The sequence below is a fragment of the Streptomyces sp. NPDC059895 genome (genome assembly GCF_042731035.1).
Taxonomy (GTDB): domain Bacteria; phylum Actinomycetota; class Actinomycetes; order Streptomycetales; family Streptomycetaceae; genus Streptomyces.
This window is the reverse complement of the sequence record NZ_JBHWKO010000012.1, coordinates 192,714-208,949: the sequence shown is the minus strand read 5'-3', so window position 1 is coordinate 208,949 and position 16,236 is coordinate 192,714. Positions and strand designations below refer to the sequence as shown.

The following is a 16,236-nucleotide window of genomic DNA, read 5'->3' as shown; positions in this document are numbered from 1 at the left end:
GCGCCGGCCGCCCGGACGCGCGCCCCCGACGCGCGCCCCGGGCGGCCGGCCCCGCCCCCCTTCGTACTGTTCACGACGTGGTCTGGAGGACCGCATGACCGCTGCCACCCACGAGGAATGGCTCCGCCGGGCCAAGGCGCTGGAGCCGCTCCGCGCGCATCTGATCGACGGTGCCGAGGAGGCCGGTGGCGGCAGCACGTTCTCCGCTGTCTCGCCCCGCGACGGCCAGGTGCTGACCGAGGTCGCCGACGGCGGCGCCGCCGAGATCGACGCCGCCGTCGCCGCCGCGCGACGCGCCTTCGACCACGGCCCCTGGCCGAGGCTGGCCCCCGCCGACCGGGGCCGCGTCCTGGTGCGCCTGGCCGATCTCCTCGAAGAGCACCGCGCGGACCTGGCGCTCACCGTGAGCCTGGAGATGGGCAAGCCGGTCAGGGACGCCCACGACATCGAACTCCGCGCCCTCATCGGCACCTTCCGCTGGTACGGGCAGCTCGCCGACAAACTCACCGACGAGTCCCCGCACACCGCACCGGACGCGCTCGCCCTGGTCACCCGGGAGCCGGCCGGCGTCGTCGGCGCGGTCGTGCCCTGGAACTTCCCCCTGACGCTCGCCGGATGGAAGGTCGCCCCCGCACTGGCCGCCGGCTGCACGGTGGTCCTCAAACCCTCGGAGAACTCCCCGCTGTCGGCGCTCCTGCTGGGCCGGATCGCCCTGGAGGCCGGTCTGCCGCCGGGCGTGCTCAACGTAGTCAACGGCGACGGCCCCGTGGCCGGCCGCGCCCTCGGCCTGCACCCGGACGTCGACGTGCTGGCCTTCACCGGTTCCACCGCCGTCGGCCGCCACTTCCTGCGCTACTCCGCCGACTCCAACCTCAAGCGCGTCTGGCTGGAGCTGGGCGGCAAGTCCCCCAACATCGTCCTGCCCGACGCCCCCGACCTGGAGAAGGCCGCGGCCACCGCCGCCTGGGGGATCTTCTTCAACCAGGGCGAGATGTGCACCGCGCCCTCCCGGCTGCTGGTGCACTCCTCGATCGCCGAACAGGTCACCGAGGCCGTCGTCGCGCGGGCCCGCGCCCTGCGCGTGGGCGACCCCCTGGACCCCGCCACCGAGATGGGCGCCCTGGTCGGCGAGAGCCATCTGGAGCGCGTCCTCGGCCACGTCCGGGGCGGCGGCGAGGACGGCGCCCGGCTGCGCACCGGCGGTGCGCGCACCCTGACCGGGACCGGCGGCGTCTACCTCGAACCGACCGTCTTCGACCGGGTGGCCCCGGACAGCCGCCTGGCGCGCGAGGAGATCTTCGGACCCGTGCTGTCCGTCCTCGCCTTCGACGACCTCGACGAGGCGGTCGCCCTCGCCAACGCCACCGAGTACGGCCTCGCGGCCGGACTGTGGACGTCCGACCTGTCCACCGCCCACCGGGTCTCCCGGGCCCTCAGGGCCGGCACGGTGTGGGTCAACTGCTACGAGGAGGGCGACCTGACCGTGCCCTTCGGCGGTATGAAGCAGTCCGGCAACGGACGCGACAAGTCCGCCCACGCCCTGGAGAAGTACACCGAACTCAAGACCACCTGGATCCAGCTGTGACGCACCGCCCGCTGATCGCGATCCCCGCGCGCTTCTCCGCCACCACCTCGGCCCTGCGGTACGCGGCGGAGGTCAACGCCCGCGCCCTGGTCGAGGCCGTCTGGCGGTCGGGCGGCGAGCCCGTCACCGTCCACCCGCACGCCCCCGGCGGCACCGCCGACCCGGACGAGGTCGCCGCCCGGCTCGCCCGCTTCGACGGCCTGCTCCTCCCCGGCGGCGGCGATATCGCCCCCCACCGCTACGGCGCGGCCGACGCCCACGAGGCGGTCTACGACGTGGACGACGAGCAGGACGCGTTCGACCTCGAACTCGCCCGGCAGGCCCTCGCGGCCGGGATGCCGCTGCTGGCCGTCTGCCGCGGCCTCCAGGTCGTCAACACCGTCCTCGGCGGCACGCTGCACCAGGACATGGGCGGCCCCGAGCGCGAGCACCGCCACGTCCGGCACCCCGTCTCCCTCGCTCCCGGTTCGGCGCTGAGCCGGGTCACCGGCGCCGACAAGGCCGAGGCGTCCTGCTACCACCACCAGCGCGTGGACCGTCTGGGGGAGGGCCTGTCGGTCACCGCCCGTGCCGCCGACGGAACCGTCGAGGCCGTCGAAGTCGCGGGCGGCGACGGCCGGTTCCTGGCCGTGCAGTGGCACCCGGAGGACACCGCGCACGAGGACCCGGTCCAGCAGCGGCTCTTCGACGCCCTGGTCCGGTCGGCTCGCGGGACCCGCTGAGGGGGAGCTGCTGAGGGGGAGCCGCTGAGAGGAGCCGCTGAGGGGGAGCCGCTGAAGGGAGACTCAGCCCCTGGCGCGCCGCCCGCTGCGGCGCGGCGCGGGTTCCACGCCGTTCAGCAGTGTCCGGCGCCGGTCCTCGCCCTCCTCCTCGACCTGGAGCACCACGCGCCGCAGTCCGTCGGCGAGGCCGCGGCACTCCGCGTCGCTCAGCCGGGAGGTGACGAACGCCTCCTCCTCGTTGAACGCCGGGAACACCCGGCGCATGAACTCCTCGCCCTCCTCGGTGAGGGCGAGGAGCACCAGGCGTCCGTCGGTGGGATGGCCGGCCCGCCGCAGCAGACCGCGCGACTGGAGCGTGCGTGCCACCCCGGTCAGCGTGCCCTTGGAGATCCCCGCCTCCTCGGCGACGTGCCGGGTCTCGGACTCGCCCCACACCCACACCACCCACAGCACGACGAAGGCGGTCCAGGTCAGGTCCGAGCCGCGCAGCACGGAGTTCTCCAGGTGCTGGCGCACGGCGGACGCCGCCCGGTAGATGTTGGCCACGGCCGCCATCTGCTCCCGCTGGACGGGAATGCCGCCGAGCTTCGCTTCCGCGAGCTTCTCCGCCTCGCTGATGGACCGCTGGCTGGGCACGGTTGCTCCCTCGCGTCGTCATCGGACCGGGGCCCGGCGGCTCCGGTCGTTCGGTACCGAATTGTACGGGCGCCACAGCACCGACCATGCGACGAGAGGGACGAATGACTAGAGCGACCAGAGTCACGAATGACTAGAGCGACTAGAGAGACGAGCGGCTAGAGCGACTAAAGAGACTAGAGACAAGAGCGACTAGATGGCTTTGGGGGCGTTCGAGTGGTCTGCGGGGGATCGCGCAACCGACGGCCGTTCGAGGCGTTCTCTCCGTTCGGGACGAACGCCCGGAAGCTGGAGGTCATGATGCGGGAACGGCAGTACCCACCGACGGTTCTGACGGTGCCTCGGCTGGTCCTCGATCCCTACCGCTGCGGTGTCGACGTCGCCGCCGCGCAGGACTGGACGGTGGAGTGGAGCGACGAGGACTGGCGTGTCCCGTCCCAGGCGCGGACCGGGCAGGACGACGACTCCGGGGCCGCCGCCGGCTCCTCCCGGCGGCTGCCCCCCGCGGACCGCCGGCGGCTGGAGCTGCACGCCGCCCTCACCCGCGTCGGCGTCGCGCCCGCGCCGGAGGATTTGCACGCCATGGAGGCGCTGAGCGCTCTGGACGACATGACGAACGCCGCCGTCCGGCGCTGGATCGGCACGCGCTGACCTGCCGTCCCGGCGGAGACGACCGAGGGCCGCGGACCCTCCGCCGTGGTGTCCGCGAGGCGTGCCGGCAGCGTGTGCGGGAAGTGTCCGCCGGGGGAGGGGAGCACGTCATGGGGGACAGGAGCCGGGTGGGGCGGGCCGGCGCGGGGCCCGCCGGATCCGAGCGGATGGTCGCGGAGGCCCGGAAGGCGTTCTTCGTGATGTTCGCCTTCGTGGTCCTCGTCTGGCTGGTGCAGCTCGCCAACTTCGCCGATGCATCCGAGGGGCCCGGCCGGCCGGAAGCAGGAGCAGGGGCTCCCGCCCTGTGACCCCCGAGCAGGGGCGGGAGCCCCGTCCACCCGCCACGCCCGTGCCGCCCCGCCACGCCCGTGCCGCCCCGCCACGCCCGTGCCGCCCCGCCACGCCCGTGCCGCCCCGCCACGCCCGTGCCGCCCCGCCACCCCCGCCGCCTCGTCAGCGGGCCGCACGCGGCTTCTGCGCCCGGCGGCGCGGCGCGGGCGGCGCGGGCAGCGCGGCCTCGGCCTCGTCGCCGGTCCGCCCGGGGAAGCCCACCGTGCCCAGGCTGAGCAGCACGTGCCGCTCGGCCACCTCCTCGGCGGTCAGCGGACCGTCGGCCCGGTACCAGTTGGCGACGCCCTGGCACATGATGAGCACCGCGCGGACCGCGTCGGCCGGGATCGGTGTGGTGAAGGTGCCCCGGGCGATGCCCGCCTCGACGGTGTCGAGCAGCATGTGCTCGAGGTAGTCGCGCAGGGCCACGTAACGGGCCCGGTTCTCGGGTTCCAGGCTGCGGATCTCGGTGTCCAGGAAGGCGAGCCCCTTCCGGTTCGCCATGTACAGCACGATCGACTCGACCATGCCGCAGAACCGGGGCAGCGGATCGTCGCCGGCCTCGGCGGCCGCGGCCCGGCAGCGGTCCAGGACGTCCTTCATGGACGTCTCCAGCAACGTGGCCAGGAGGGCCTGCTTGTTCGCGTAGTGGTAGTACAGGGCGGGCACGGTGACGCCGACCCGGCCGGCGATATCACGGACCGACGTGCCGTGGTAGCCGTGCTCGTTGAACGCGGTCATGGCGTGCACCAGGATCGGATGGAGATCGAGCGGTCCGTACGAGCGCCAGTGGTGCGCGGGGGCTGCGGTGTCCTGGCTCGGTTCGGTGCTCAACGACTCTCCTTCTGACCGGTCGGGCGGGTCGGGCGCCGAGGGACATCCTACGTCCGCGGAGACGCCCTTCCGCCGCTGGATCACTTAGCGATCGTTCAGTGAATCACGGACGAGCCTGAAGGCTGCCCGATCAGGATAGTCAAAAACTCGGTGTGCGCCAGGAGTTGACCGGCGGCATCGCCTTTCCTACCTTCTTAGCGAACGCTCAGTAAGTCCCCGGCAGGCGGGCCGTGCGACGGCCTGCCTCCGAGAGAGGAACCGATGAGCCAGACCCGTCACACCCCAGCCCGCGGCACCGGGCCCCTGGCCGGCGTGCGCGTGGTGGAGCTGGCCGGGATCGGACCCGGTCCGTTCGCCGCGATGCTGCTCGCCGACCTCGGCGCCGACGTCGTACGCGTCGACCGGCCCGGGCCCGCCCCGTTCGGCCTCGACCCCGCCCGCGACGTGACCCACCGCAACAAGCGGTCCGTCGTGGTCGACCTGAAGGCGGCGCACGGGTCCGCGGCGGTGCGGGCGCTCGTGCGCCGCGCCGACGTCCTCATCGAGGGGTACCGCCCCGGTGTCGCCGAACGCCTCGGAGTGGGACCGGAGGAATGCCTGGCCGCCAACCCCGCACTCGTCTATGGGCGGATGACCGGCTGGGGCCAGTCCGGACCGCTGGCGCCCCGGGCGGGCCACGACGTCGGGTACATCGCCACCGCCGGGGCCCTCGGCATGATCGGCCCGCCCGGCGGCCCGCCCGCGATCCCCGCCAACCTGCTCGGCGACTACGCCGGCGGCTCCCTCTACCTGGTGACCGGCGTGCTCGCGGCCCTGCTCAGCGCCCGGGGCACCGGCCGCGGCCAGGTGGTGGACGCCGCCATCGTCGACGGCACCGCCCACCTCACCGCCCTTTTCTGGGGCATGCTCGCCATGGGCACCTGGCGCGACGACCGGGGCACCAACCTGCTCGACGGCGGGTGCCCCTACTACGCCGTCTACGAGACGGGCGACGGCGGATGGATGGCCGTCGGCGCCCTGGAACCGCAGTTCTACGCCGAGTTCGTACGGCTGCTGGGACTCGCCGACGAGCACCTGCCCGACCGCGACGACCCGCGCCGGTGGCCCGAGCTGCGGGCGCTGTTCACCGCGCGGTTCAAGACGGCGAGCCGCGACGAATGGGCCGCCGTCTTCGAGGGCACCGACGCCTGCGTGGCCCCGGTGCTCTCCCTGCGCGAGGCCGCCCGCCACCCGCACCTGACGGCGCGCGGCACCTTCACCGAGGCGCACGGCGTCGTCCAGCCCGCTCCGGCCCCCCGCTTCTCCGCCACTCCCGGCGCACTGCGCCTGCCGCCCCCGCTGCCCGGCGCGCACACCGCCGAGGTGGCCCGCGACTGGGACGTCCCCGACCTCGTCCACGCGCCCGGCCACGCCCCCGACCTCGTCCACGAGCCGCCCGCTCCCGGGCCGTCCGCCCATGAGCCCCCGGCACCGGAAACCCCCGCCCCCGGATCTCCGGCGCCCGCCCCGGCGGCGTCATCCCGGAAGGACCCCCGCTGATGGAACTGTCCACGCCGCTGACCTACGCCGGCGACCCGCGCGCCGCCGCTGACGAGGCCGCCGCGCTGGAGTCCGCGGGCCTCGACGCCGTCTGGGTGGCCGAGGCGTACGGCTTCGACTCCCCGACGATCATGGGCTATCTGGCCGCGCGCACCGGGCGGCTGCGCATCGGCTCGGCCGTCCTCAACGTCTACTCGCGCAGCCCGGCGCTCATCGCGCAGACCGCGGCCGGGCTCGACGCCCTCACCGGCGGCCGCGCCCTCCTCGGCATCGGCGCGTCCGGCCCCCAGGTCGTGGAGGGATGGCACGGCCGCCGCTACGACCGGCCGCTCGGCCGCACCCGCGAGGTGATCGGCCTGTCCCGGCGCATCCTGCGCCGCGAGGTGATCGAGCACCACGGCATCACCGACATGCCGCTGCCGCCGGAGAAGGGCGGCACCCTCGGCAAACCGCTGAAGCTCCTCACCCGCCCGGTCCGTGACGCCGTCCCCGTCTACGTGGCCGCCCTCGGCCCGGCCAACGTGCGGATGACCGCCGAACTCGCCGACGGCTGGCTGCCGTTCCTCTACGTCCCCGAGCACGCCGCCAAAGTGTGGGGCGCGCCCCTCGCGGAGGGCGCCGCGCTGCGCGATCCGTCGCTCGGCCCGCTGTCCGTGGTCGCCGGCGGGCTGCTCGCCGTCGGCGAGGGCGCCGAGGCGGTGCGCGACCTGATGCGCCCCATGATCGCCCTCTACGTCGGAGGCATGGGCGCACCGGGCCGCAACTTCTACCACGACCTCGTGTGCGCGTACGGCTACGAGGCCGAGGCCGCCGCCATCCAGGAGCACTACCTCGCCGGCCGCAAGAAGGACGCCGAGGCCGCCGTACCGGCCGAACTGTGCGAACTGGTCAGCCTGGCCGGGCCCGAGGGGTACGTGCGCGACCGTGTCGAGGCGTTCCGCGAGGCGGGCGTGACCATGCTCAACGTCACCCCCGTCGGACCCGACCCCGCCCGGCTCGTCGAGCGCGTCAAGGGCTGGCTGTGACCACCCGCCGGCCCGTGACCGCGCGACCGCCGCACCCCGCCCCCACTGCCTGGGAGACGACATGAAGCGTGACCTCTACGGTCCCGAGCACGAGGCCTTCCGAGAGACCGTGCGCACCTTCCTCGCCAAGGAGGTGCTCCCGCACCACGAGCGGTGGGAACAGCAGGGCGTGGTCGACCGCGAGGTGTGGCGCTCCGCGGGCCGCCAGGGACTCCTCGGCCTCTCGGTCGACGAGGAGTACGGCGGCGGAGGCACCGACGACTACCGCTACAGCGCCGTGCTCGCCGAGGAGTTCGCCCGCGCCGGCGCCACCGGTCTCGCCCTCGGACTGCACAACGACATCGTCGGGCCCTACCTGACCCGCCTCGGCACCGAGGAGCAGAAGCGGCGCTGGCTGCCCGGCTACACCTCCGGCGAGATCATCACCGCGATCGCCATGACCGAACCCGGAGCCGGCTCCGACCTCCAGGGCATCCGCGCCACCGCCACCGACCAGGGCGACCACTACCTCCTCAACGGCACCAAGACGTTCATCTCCAACGGCATCCTCGCCGACCTCGTCGTCGTGGTGGCCCGCACCACCCCCGAGGGCGGCAGCGGCGGCCAGAGCCTGCTCGTCGTGGAACGCGGCATGGCGGGCTTCGAACGCGGCCGCAACCTCGACAAGATCGGCCAGAAGGCCCAGGACACCGCCGAACTCTTCTTCAACGACGTCCGCGTGCCCAAGGAGAACCTGCTGGGGGAGGAGAACCGGGCGTTCACCTACCTCATGGCCAACCTCGCCCAGGAACGGCTGGCCATCGCCGTCGCGGCCGCGGCCGCCGCCGAGGAGATCCTGGACGTCACCGTGCGGTACGTGAAGGAACGCGAGGCCTTCGGCCGGCCCCTGGCGCGGCTCCAGCACATCCGCTTCGAGATCGCCGAGATGGCCACCGAGGCCGCCGTCGCCCGCACCTTCCTCGACCGCTGCGTCGCCGAGCACAGCCGGGGCGAACTCGACGCCGTGCACGCCTCGATGGCCAAGTGGTGGGCCACGGAACTCCAGAAGCGGGTCGTCGACCGGTGCCTGCAACTGCACGGCGGCTACGGCTACATGACCGAGTACCGCGTCGCCAAGGCGTTCCTGGACGGCCGCATCCAGACCATCTACGGCGGCACCACCGAGATCATGAAGGAGATCATCGGCCGCTCCCTGCTCGGTTGAGCGCCGCCCGACCCGCCCCTCTCCCCGCCCCGCATCTCCCACGTGCCGAGTCGACTCGACTCGGCTGGACCGGAAGGCATCCAGGTGACCAGCGAAGCGTACGTGTACGACGCGATCCGCACCCCGCGCGGCCGCGGCAAGGCGAACGGCGCCCTGCACGGCGTCAAACCCGTCGACCTCGTCGTCGGACTCATCGACGAGGTGCGCCGCCGGTACCCCGGCCTCGATCCGGCGGCCGTCGACGACATCGTGCTCGGCGTCGTCAGCCCCGTCGGCGACCAGGGCGCCGACATCGCCCGCACCGCGGCCCTGGCCGCCGGACTGCCCGACACGGTGGCCGGCGTCCAGGAGAACCGCTTCTGCGCCTCCGGCCTCGAAGCCGTCAACCTTGCCGCCGCCAAGGTCCGCTCCGGCTGGGAGGACCTGGTCCTGGCCGGCGGCGTCGAGTCCATGTCCCGCACCCCGATGGGCAGCGACGGCGGGGCCTGGGCGCTGGACCCGCGCACCAACCACGACACCGGCTTCGTACCGCAGGGCATCGGCGCCGACCTCATCGCCACCCTGGAGGGCTTCACCCGCCAGGACGTCGACGCGTACGCCGCCCTCTCCCAGGCGCGGGCCGCCGAGGCGTGGAAGGACGGCCGCTTCGACCGGTCCGTCGTGCCCGTCCGCGACCGCAACGGACTGCTCGTCCTGGACCGCGACGAGCACCTCAGGCCCGGCACCACCGTGGAGAGCCTCGCCGGGCTCCGGCCCTCCTTCGCCGTGGCCGGCGAGGCGGGCGGCTTCGACGCGGTGGCCCTGCAGAAGTACCACTGGGTGGAGCGCATCGACCACGTCCACCACGCGGGCAACTCCTCCGGGATCGTGGACGGCGCGGCGCTGACCGTCATCGGCTCCGCCGCGGCGGGGGAGCGGCACGGACTGCGGCCCCGGGCCAGGATCGTCTCGGCCGCCGTCTCCGGCGCCGACCCGACGATCATGCTGACCGGCCCCGCCCCGGCCTCCCGCAAGGCCCTCGCCAAGGCCGGGCTGACGGTCGCGGACCTGGACCTGGTGGAGATCAACGAGGCCTTCGCCGCCGTCGTCCTGCGCTTCGTCCGCGACCTCGGCCTCGATCCCGACCGGGTCAACGTCAACGGCGGCGCCATCGCGATGGGACACCCGCTGGGCGCGACCGGCGCCATGATCCTCGGCACGCTCGTGGACGAACTGGAGCGCCGCGACCTGCGCTACGGGCTGGCCACCCTCTGCGTGGGCGGCGGCATGGGCATCGCCACGGTCGTCGAACGCCTCTAGAGCGTGCGGGTCCTCGGGCCCGGCGACCACCCGGACATGCCCCGGCCCGGACGGGCCGCCCCGCCCGCCCCGCCCGCCGGCTCCGTGCCGTCCGCGCACGGGCCGCACCCCACCCACAGCCGTCCGCACACCCTTGGAGAGCCTCTTCCATGGCCACCACAGCCGCCGACAGCAGCACCATCCGCTGGGAGGAGAGCGACGACCACGTCGTCACCCTCGTCCTGGACGACCCCGGCCAGTCCGCCAACACCATGAACGCCGCGTTCATCGACTCCCTGGACGCCGTCGTGGACCGCCTGGAGTCGCGCCGCGACGACATCAAGGGCGTCATCCTCACCTCCGCCAAGAAGAGCTTCTTCGCCGGCGGCGACCTGCGCGACCTGATCGCCGTCACCCCCGCGACCGCCGGACGGTCCTTCGAGGCCGGCATGCGGATCAAGCGCGCCCTGCGCCGGCTGGAGACGCTGGGCAAACCCGTCGTCGCGGCCGTCAACGGAGCCGCCCTGGGCGGCGGTTACGAGCTCGCGCTGGCCTGCCACCACCGGATCGTGCTGGACCACCCGGCCGCCCGCGTCGGACTGCCGGAGGTCACCCTCGGGCTGCTGCCGGGCGGCGGCGGGGTGGTCCGCACGGTCCGCATGTTCGGCGTCGTCGACGCCCTCCAGAAGGTGCTGTTGGAGGGCCGGCGGTACGGCCCGGCCCAGGCCCTCGAAGCCGGCCTGGTCGACGAGGTCGCCGCCGACCCGCAGGACCTCCTCGCCCGCGCGCGGGCGTTCGTCGACGCCCACCCCGAGTCCCGCCAGCCCTGGGACGAACCGGGCCACCGCATCCCCGGCGGCACGCCCGCGCACCCCGCCTTCGCGGCGAACCTGCCCGCCTTCCCCGCCACCCTCCGCAAGAAGCTGGGCGGCGCCCCCTACCCGGCGCCGCGCAACATCCTGGCGGCGGCCGTGGAGAGCACCCAGGTCGACATCGACACCGCCTTCGTCGTCGAGGCCCGCTACCTGACCGAACTCGTCACCGGGCAGACGGCCAAGAACATGATCCAGGGGTTCTTCTTCGACCTCCAGGCCGTCGACTCCGGCGCCAACCGCCCCCAGGACCTGCCCGCCCGCACCGTCGCCAAGGTCGGCGTGCTGGGGGCCGGGATGATGGGGGCCGGGATCGCGTACGCCTGCGCGAAGGCGGGCATCGAGGTCGTGCTCAAGGATGTCTCCGCCGAGGCGGCCGAACGCGGGAAGGCGTACTCCGCGGGCCTGCTGGAGCGGGCCGTCGCCAAGGGCCGCACGACGCGCGCCCGCGGCGACGCGCTCCTCGACCGCATCGTGCCCACCGCCGACGCCCGCGACCTGGCCGGCTGCGACGCGGTGATCGAGGCGGTCTTCGAGGACCCCGCGCTCAAGCACCGGGTGTTCCGGGAGGCGCAGGACGCCGTCGCCCCGGACGCGCTGCTGTGCTCCAACACCTCCACCCTGCCCATCTCCCTGCTCGCCGAGGGCGTCGACCGGCCCAAGGACTTCATCGGGCTGCACTTCTTCTCCCCCGTGGACCGGATGCGGCTGGTAGAGATCATCCGGGGGCGGGAGACCGGCGACGAGGCGCTCGCCCGCGCCTTCGACCTGGTCCGGCAGATCGGCAAGACGCCGATCGTGGTGAACGACTCCCGCGGCTTCTTCACCTCCCGGGTCATCGGCCACTTCATCAACGAGGGCGTCGCCATGGTCGGCGAGGGCATCGACCCGGCGACCGTGGAACAGGCCGCCGCCCAGGCGGGGTACCCGGCCAAGGTGCTCGCCCTCATGGACGAGCTCACCCTCACCCTGCCCCGCCGCATCCGCGAGGAGACCCGCCGGGCCACCGAGGAGGCGGGCGGCACCTGGCGGCCGCATCCGGCGGACGCCGTCGTCGACCGCATGATCGACGTGTTCGACCGCCCGGGACGGTCCGCCGGCGCCGGCTTCTACACGTACGAGGACGGCCGGCGGGCGGGGCTGTGGCCCGGACTGCGCGAGCACTTCACCGACCCTGCCGCACAGCCCGCCGACCTCACCGAGCTGACGGAGCGGATGCTCTTCGTCGAGGCCCTGGACGCGGTGCGCTGCCTGGAGGAGGGCGTCCTGGTGTCCGTGGCGGACGCCAACGTCGGCTCCCTGCTCGGCATCGGCTTCCCGGCCTGGACCGGCGGCGTCCTCCAGTACATCAACGGCTACGAAGGCGGACTGCCGGGATTCACGGCACGGGCGCGCGAGCTCGCCGCGCGGCACGGGGAGCGTTTCGACCCGCCCGGACTGCTGCTGCGCAAGGCCGAACGGGGCGAGGTCTTCACCGATTCGTGAGCCGACTTCCTGGGCCGACTGCGTGAGCCGACTTCCTGAACCGACTTCCTGAACCGACTCCTGAGCCGAGACCCGAGGCCCGAGCCGGCTTCCGAGGCCGCTCCTCGGATCGCCCGTTCCTCCCGCGGCGCGGCGCCCCGCCGCGCCGCCCCCTCCGACCGCACCGACCCCGACCCGCAAGGAGGCCCTGATGACATCAGCCCCCCGCACGACCGGGGAGCCCCCCGGACCGCCGGCGGAGGCGACCGTGCCCCTGGTACTGGAACGCAACGCCCGGCTGTACCCCGAGCTGCCGGCCCTGTCCTGGCAACAGGAGGACGGCGGCCCGGACGGCTGGACCACCCTCACCTGGGCGCAGGTCCGCGAGCACACCGCCCGCCTCGCGGCCGGCTACGCGGCGCTCGGCGTCGGCCGCGGCGACCATGTGCTGCTGATGACGGGCAACCGGCCCGAGCACTGGCTGTCCGACCTGGCGCTGGTCCGCCTCGGCGCCGTCCCGGTCAGCGTCTACGGCACCTCCGCCCGGGAGCAGGTCACCCACATCGCGCGCAACTGCCGGGCCCGCCTCGCCGTCGTGGAGGGGGCGGCGCAGGTGGAGCTGTGGGCGCCGCTGCTGGACGACGCCGGCACACCGCTGGAGCGGCTGGTGGTGGTCGAGCCCGGGGCCGAGGGCGTCCACCTCCCGTACGCCGCCCTGCGGGCGGAGCCGGTGCCGGAGCGCTTCGACAAGGCCCTGGACACCGCCCGCCCCGAGGACCCGCTGACCGTCGTCTACACCTCCGGCACCACCGGCGAGCCCAAGGGCGTGGTGCTCAACCACCGGCACGTGCTGGCCAACGCCCTGGCGCTGGACGCGGTGGTGGAGCTGCCGCCGCACGTCGAGCACATCTGCTACCTGCCGTTCGCCCACATCGCCGAGCGGATGCTGGGCATCTACCTGCCCTGCCACCGCGCCTCCCACGTGTATCTGTGCGCCGACCCGGCGAAGGTCGCCGAGACCGTGCGCACGGTGCGGCCGGCGCAGTTCTTCGGGGTGCCGCGGGTGTGGGAGAAGCTGGCCGCCGCCGTCCGCGCCGTGCTCTCCCTGCTGCCGCCCGAGCAGCGGACGGTCATCGAGGAGGCCGCGCGGGTGGCACGGGAGCACGTCGGCTTCCGGGAACGCGGCGAGCTGCCGCCCGCGGAGCTGGAGGAGGCCTACGGCCGGGCCCGCGAGGACGTCCTGCTGCCGCTGCTCACCGCGGGCGGGCTGGAGCGGGTGGTCTGGGCGGCCAGCGCCTCGGCGCCCATGCCGCTCGACGTGGTGCGGTTCTGGGCCGGCTTCGGCATCGTGATCATGGATGCGTGGGGGCTGACCGAGACCACCGGCGTGGCGACCACCAACAGTCCCCGCACCGGCTTCCGGCTGGGGTCGGTAGGCCGTCCCGTGTCGTCGGTGGAGATCCGCACCGCCGAGGACGGCGAGATCGAGGTGCGCGGGACGACCGTCTTCTCCGGCTATCTGCGCGAGGACGGTTCGGTGCGGTCCGCGGTGGACGCGGACGGCTGGCTGCGCACGGGCGACATCGGCCGTGTGGACGAGGACGGCTTCCTCTGGCTCACCGACCGCAAGAAGGAGATGATCATCACCTCGACGGGCAAGAACGTCTCGCCCGCGCTGGTGGAGAACGCGCTGAAGGAACACCCGCTGATCGGGCAGGCGCTCGTGCACGGCGACAACCGCTCCTACCTCGTCGCCCTGCTGGTGCTCGACCCGGAGGCCGCGCCGGCCTGGGCCACCGCCCACGGCGTCGAGGCCGGCACCGGCCTCGCCGACCTCGTGGCGCACCCGACCGTGCGGGCGGAGGTCGACCGGGCGGTCGCCGCCGCCAACTCCCGGCTGAATGGGACCGAGCAGGTCAAGCGGTACACGCTGCTGGCCGAGGAGTGGGGCCCGGCGACCGGGGAGCTGACGCCGTCGCTCAAGATGCGGCGCCGGGTCATCCGGGAGAAGTACGGCGCCGCGCTGGACGGGCTGTACGAGGGCTGAACGCGGCCGGGACCCCGGGCGGGGGCTGAACGCGGCCCGGACCGCGGCGGGGGGCCGGCCATCCGGGAACGGGTGGCCGGCCGCCGTCGTGGCGCGGGCGCTCAGAGGCCGTAGGTCTTGCCGATCACGTCCCGCTGGATCTCGCTCGTGCCGCCGTACACCGTGGAGACGACCGCGGCGCGCAGATGGCGCTCCATGTCGTACTCGGTGGCGTAGCCGTAGCCGCCCATCATCTGCATGCCCTCCAGGGCGACCCGCTTGGCGGTCTCGGTGGCCTTGAGCTTGGCCATGGACGCCTCCCGCGGGAACAGGCGGTCCGGCTCCGCGTCGCAGTCCCGGGCCACCTCGCGCACCAGCAGCCGGGTGCACTCGATCTCCGTGGCGAGGTCGGCGATCCGGTGCCGCAGCGCCTGGAACGAGCCGACGGGGCGCCCGAACTGCTCGCGCTCGCGGACGTAGGCGACCGCGTCGTCGAAGGCGCGGCGGGCCAGGCCCAGCATGTTCGCCGCCAGGAACAGCCGCTCGTAGTTCAGTCCCGCCATCAGCTGCCGCCAGCCGTCGCCCACCTCCCCGACGACGGCGTCGGCCGGCAGCCTGACCCCGGTGAGGAACACGTCGTTGACCTCCCGGCCGCCCATGGTCTCGATGCCCCGGATCTCCACCCCGGTGGTGTCGGCCGGCAGGTGGAACATGGTGAGCCCGGCGTGCTTGTCGGGACCGGTGCGCGCCACGAGCAGGATGGCGTCGGCGCAGTGGGCGTTGGAGATCCAGGTCTTCTGACCGTCGATCAGCCAGTCGCCGTCGGGGCTCTGCCGCGCCCGGCAGCGCAGCGCGCCGACGTCGGAGCCGGCCGACGGTTCCGACATGGCGATGGCGAGGACCCCGCCGCCCACGGCACGGGACAGGACGTCCCGCTTCTGCGCCTCGGTGCCGAACCGTTCGTAGGCCTTGGCGGCGATGACGGTGGTGACGAAGCCGCCCGCCGGGACCAGGCCGTAGGAGGTCTCCTCCAGGAACAGGCAGGCGTCGGCCAGTCCGCCGCCGGCGCCGCCGTACTCCTCGGGCAGGCACACCCCCAGCCAGCCGAGGTCGGCGAGCCTGCCGTACAGCTCGGGGTTGTGGGGCTCCGTGCCCCGCGCGGTCAGCGCGTCCCGCTGCTCCCGCGTGCCGCACTCACGCTTGGCGAAGTCGCGTAAGGCCGCGACGAAGTCCGTCTGCTCCGGGGTGAGACGACTGCCCATGAGAACCCTCCAGGTCCGGTGAGTCACAAAGCTCGGTCACCGAGCTCGGTCACCAAGCTCAGTTACAAAGCTCAGTTACAAAGCTCAGTTACAAAGCCCGGTCACAAAGCCCGGTTACAAAGATATAGATAATGTTGCATAGTTTCATCGGCTGGTGGGTGCCGGTATCGTGAGGAACACCATGAAGACTTCTGCGAACGACTCCCTGCTCGCGCGGGCCATCGCCCAGCCCGAGACGGAGGAAAAGGTGGCCCGGCGGATCCTCGACGCCGCGCTGGAGGAGTTCACGGCCTTCGGCCTGCGCCGGTCCTCGATGGACGACGTCGCCAAACGGGCCGGTGTCTCCCGCGTCACGGTCTACCGACGCTTCCAGAGCAAGGACAAGCTGGTCGAGGCCTGCCTGCTGCGCGAGGGCAGCAGGTTCTTCCAGCAACTGGACGAGGCCGTGGCGGCGTTGCCCACCATGGAGGAGCGCGTCGTGGAGGGCTTCGTGGTGGCCCTCCGCCACACCCGGGCGCACCCGCTGTTCGGCGGGCTGCTGCGGCTCGAACCCGAGTTGGTGCTGCCCTACTTCACCGTCCAGGGCGGTCCCTCGCTCGCGGCCACCTGCGACTACCTGACGGCGCATCTGCGCCGCGCCCAGCGGGCCGAGGGCCGCCCGGACTCCGACCCGAGGCCGGTCGCCGAGCTGATGGTCCGGGTGGCCGTCTCCTTCCTGCTGAACCCGGCGAGCTGCATCGAGATGGAGGACGAGGACCAGGCCCGGGCCTTCGCCCGCCGCTACCTCGCCCCCCTGCTGGACGCCTGA

The 16,236-nt window shown here is 73.5% G+C and carries 14 protein-coding genes; 11 read left to right on the top strand and 3 right to left on the bottom strand.

Features of this window, described 5'->3' with window-relative positions:
* Positions 1-94 precede the first annotated feature (94 nt).
* Positions 95-1,585, top strand: a complete 1,491-nt coding sequence (locus ACFV9M_RS17245; RefSeq protein ID WP_385078130.1) for an aldehyde dehydrogenase — start codon at positions 95-97, stop codon at positions 1,583-1,585.
* On the top strand, positions 1,582-2,307 hold the full coding sequence (locus tag ACFV9M_RS17240) for a gamma-glutamyl-gamma-aminobutyrate hydrolase family protein (RefSeq protein ID WP_385078127.1): 726 nt from the start codon (positions 1,582-1,584) through the stop codon (positions 2,305-2,307). Before ACFV9M_RS17245 ends, ACFV9M_RS17240 begins: the two co-directional genes overlap by 4 nt.
* A gap of 63 nt (positions 2,308-2,370) precedes the next feature.
* Here the strand turns inward: ACFV9M_RS17240 and ACFV9M_RS17235 are convergent, their stop codons facing one another.
* Positions 2,371-2,943: a MarR family winged helix-turn-helix transcriptional regulator gene (locus ACFV9M_RS17235; protein WP_385078124.1), complete on the bottom strand. Its 573-nt coding sequence runs from the start codon at positions 2,941-2,943 to the stop codon at positions 2,371-2,373.
* A gap of 297 nt (positions 2,944-3,240) precedes the next feature.
* Here ACFV9M_RS17235 and ACFV9M_RS17230 point away from each other — a divergent pair, with 297 nt between their 5' ends.
* Together ACFV9M_RS17230 and ACFV9M_RS17225 are read left to right on the top strand one after the other, a co-directional pair.
* On the top strand, positions 3,241-3,594 hold the full coding sequence (locus tag ACFV9M_RS17230; RefSeq protein ID WP_385102479.1) for a hypothetical protein: 354 nt from the start codon (positions 3,241-3,243) through the stop codon (positions 3,592-3,594).
* 110 nt (positions 3,595-3,704) lie between these two features.
* Complete coding sequence (locus ACFV9M_RS17225; RefSeq protein ID WP_385078118.1) at positions 3,705-3,902, top strand: hypothetical protein; 198 nt, start codon at positions 3,705-3,707, stop codon at positions 3,900-3,902.
* A gap of 145 nt (positions 3,903-4,047) precedes the next feature.
* Here the strand turns inward: ACFV9M_RS17225 and ACFV9M_RS17220 are convergent, their stop codons facing one another.
* The gene (locus tag ACFV9M_RS17220; RefSeq protein WP_385079317.1) at positions 4,048-4,758 is read right to left on the bottom strand and encodes a TetR/AcrR family transcriptional regulator; all 711 of its coding nucleotides are present in this window, start codon (positions 4,756-4,758) and stop codon (positions 4,048-4,050) included.
* Between the two features lie 261 nt (positions 4,759-5,019).
* Between ACFV9M_RS17220 and ACFV9M_RS17215 the strand changes: the two genes are divergently transcribed.
* The 6 genes from ACFV9M_RS17215 to ACFV9M_RS17190 all read left to right on the top strand — a co-directional run bounded on the left by ACFV9M_RS17215 (position 5,020) and on the right by ACFV9M_RS17190 (position 14,187).
* On the top strand, positions 5,020-6,297 hold the full coding sequence (locus ACFV9M_RS17215; RefSeq protein ID WP_385079314.1) for a CaiB/BaiF CoA transferase family protein: 1,278 nt from the start codon (positions 5,020-5,022) through the stop codon (positions 6,295-6,297).
* A complete protein-coding gene (locus ACFV9M_RS17210) occupies positions 6,297-7,322 on the top strand; it encodes an LLM class F420-dependent oxidoreductase (RefSeq protein ID WP_385079311.1) in 1,026 nt (341 codons plus the stop codon). Before ACFV9M_RS17215 ends, ACFV9M_RS17210 begins: the two co-directional genes overlap by 1 nt.
* Positions 7,323-7,383: 61 nt before the next feature.
* Positions 7,384-8,526 (top strand): acyl-CoA dehydrogenase family protein, encoded by a 1,143-nt coding sequence (locus ACFV9M_RS17205; protein ID WP_385079309.1) that lies wholly within the window; start codon positions 7,384-7,386, stop codon positions 8,524-8,526.
* Between the two features lie 84 nt (positions 8,527-8,610).
* Entirely contained in the window at positions 8,611-9,825 is a 1,215-nt protein-coding gene (locus tag ACFV9M_RS17200; RefSeq protein WP_385079306.1) for an acetyl-CoA C-acetyltransferase, read from the top strand.
* A gap of 149 nt (positions 9,826-9,974) precedes the next feature.
* The gene (locus ACFV9M_RS17195; protein ID WP_385079304.1) at positions 9,975-12,161 is read left to right on the top strand and encodes a 3-hydroxyacyl-CoA dehydrogenase NAD-binding domain-containing protein; all 2,187 of its coding nucleotides are present in this window, start codon (positions 9,975-9,977) and stop codon (positions 12,159-12,161) included.
* Between the two features lie 190 nt (positions 12,162-12,351).
* Complete coding sequence (locus ACFV9M_RS17190) at positions 12,352-14,187, top strand: AMP-dependent synthetase/ligase (protein WP_385079301.1); 1,836 nt, start codon at positions 12,352-12,354, stop codon at positions 14,185-14,187.
* A gap of 101 nt (positions 14,188-14,288) precedes the next feature.
* Here ACFV9M_RS17190 and ACFV9M_RS17185 read toward each other — a convergent pair whose 3' ends face one another.
* Positions 14,289-15,428: an acyl-CoA dehydrogenase family protein gene (locus tag ACFV9M_RS17185; RefSeq protein ID WP_385102476.1), complete on the bottom strand. Its 1,140-nt coding sequence runs from the start codon at positions 15,426-15,428 to the stop codon at positions 14,289-14,291.
* Between the two features lie 181 nt (positions 15,429-15,609).
* Here ACFV9M_RS17185 and ACFV9M_RS17180 point away from each other — a divergent pair, with 181 nt between their 5' ends.
* On the top strand, positions 15,610-16,236 hold the full coding sequence (locus tag ACFV9M_RS17180; protein WP_385063404.1) for a TetR/AcrR family transcriptional regulator: 627 nt from the start codon (positions 15,610-15,612) through the stop codon (positions 16,234-16,236).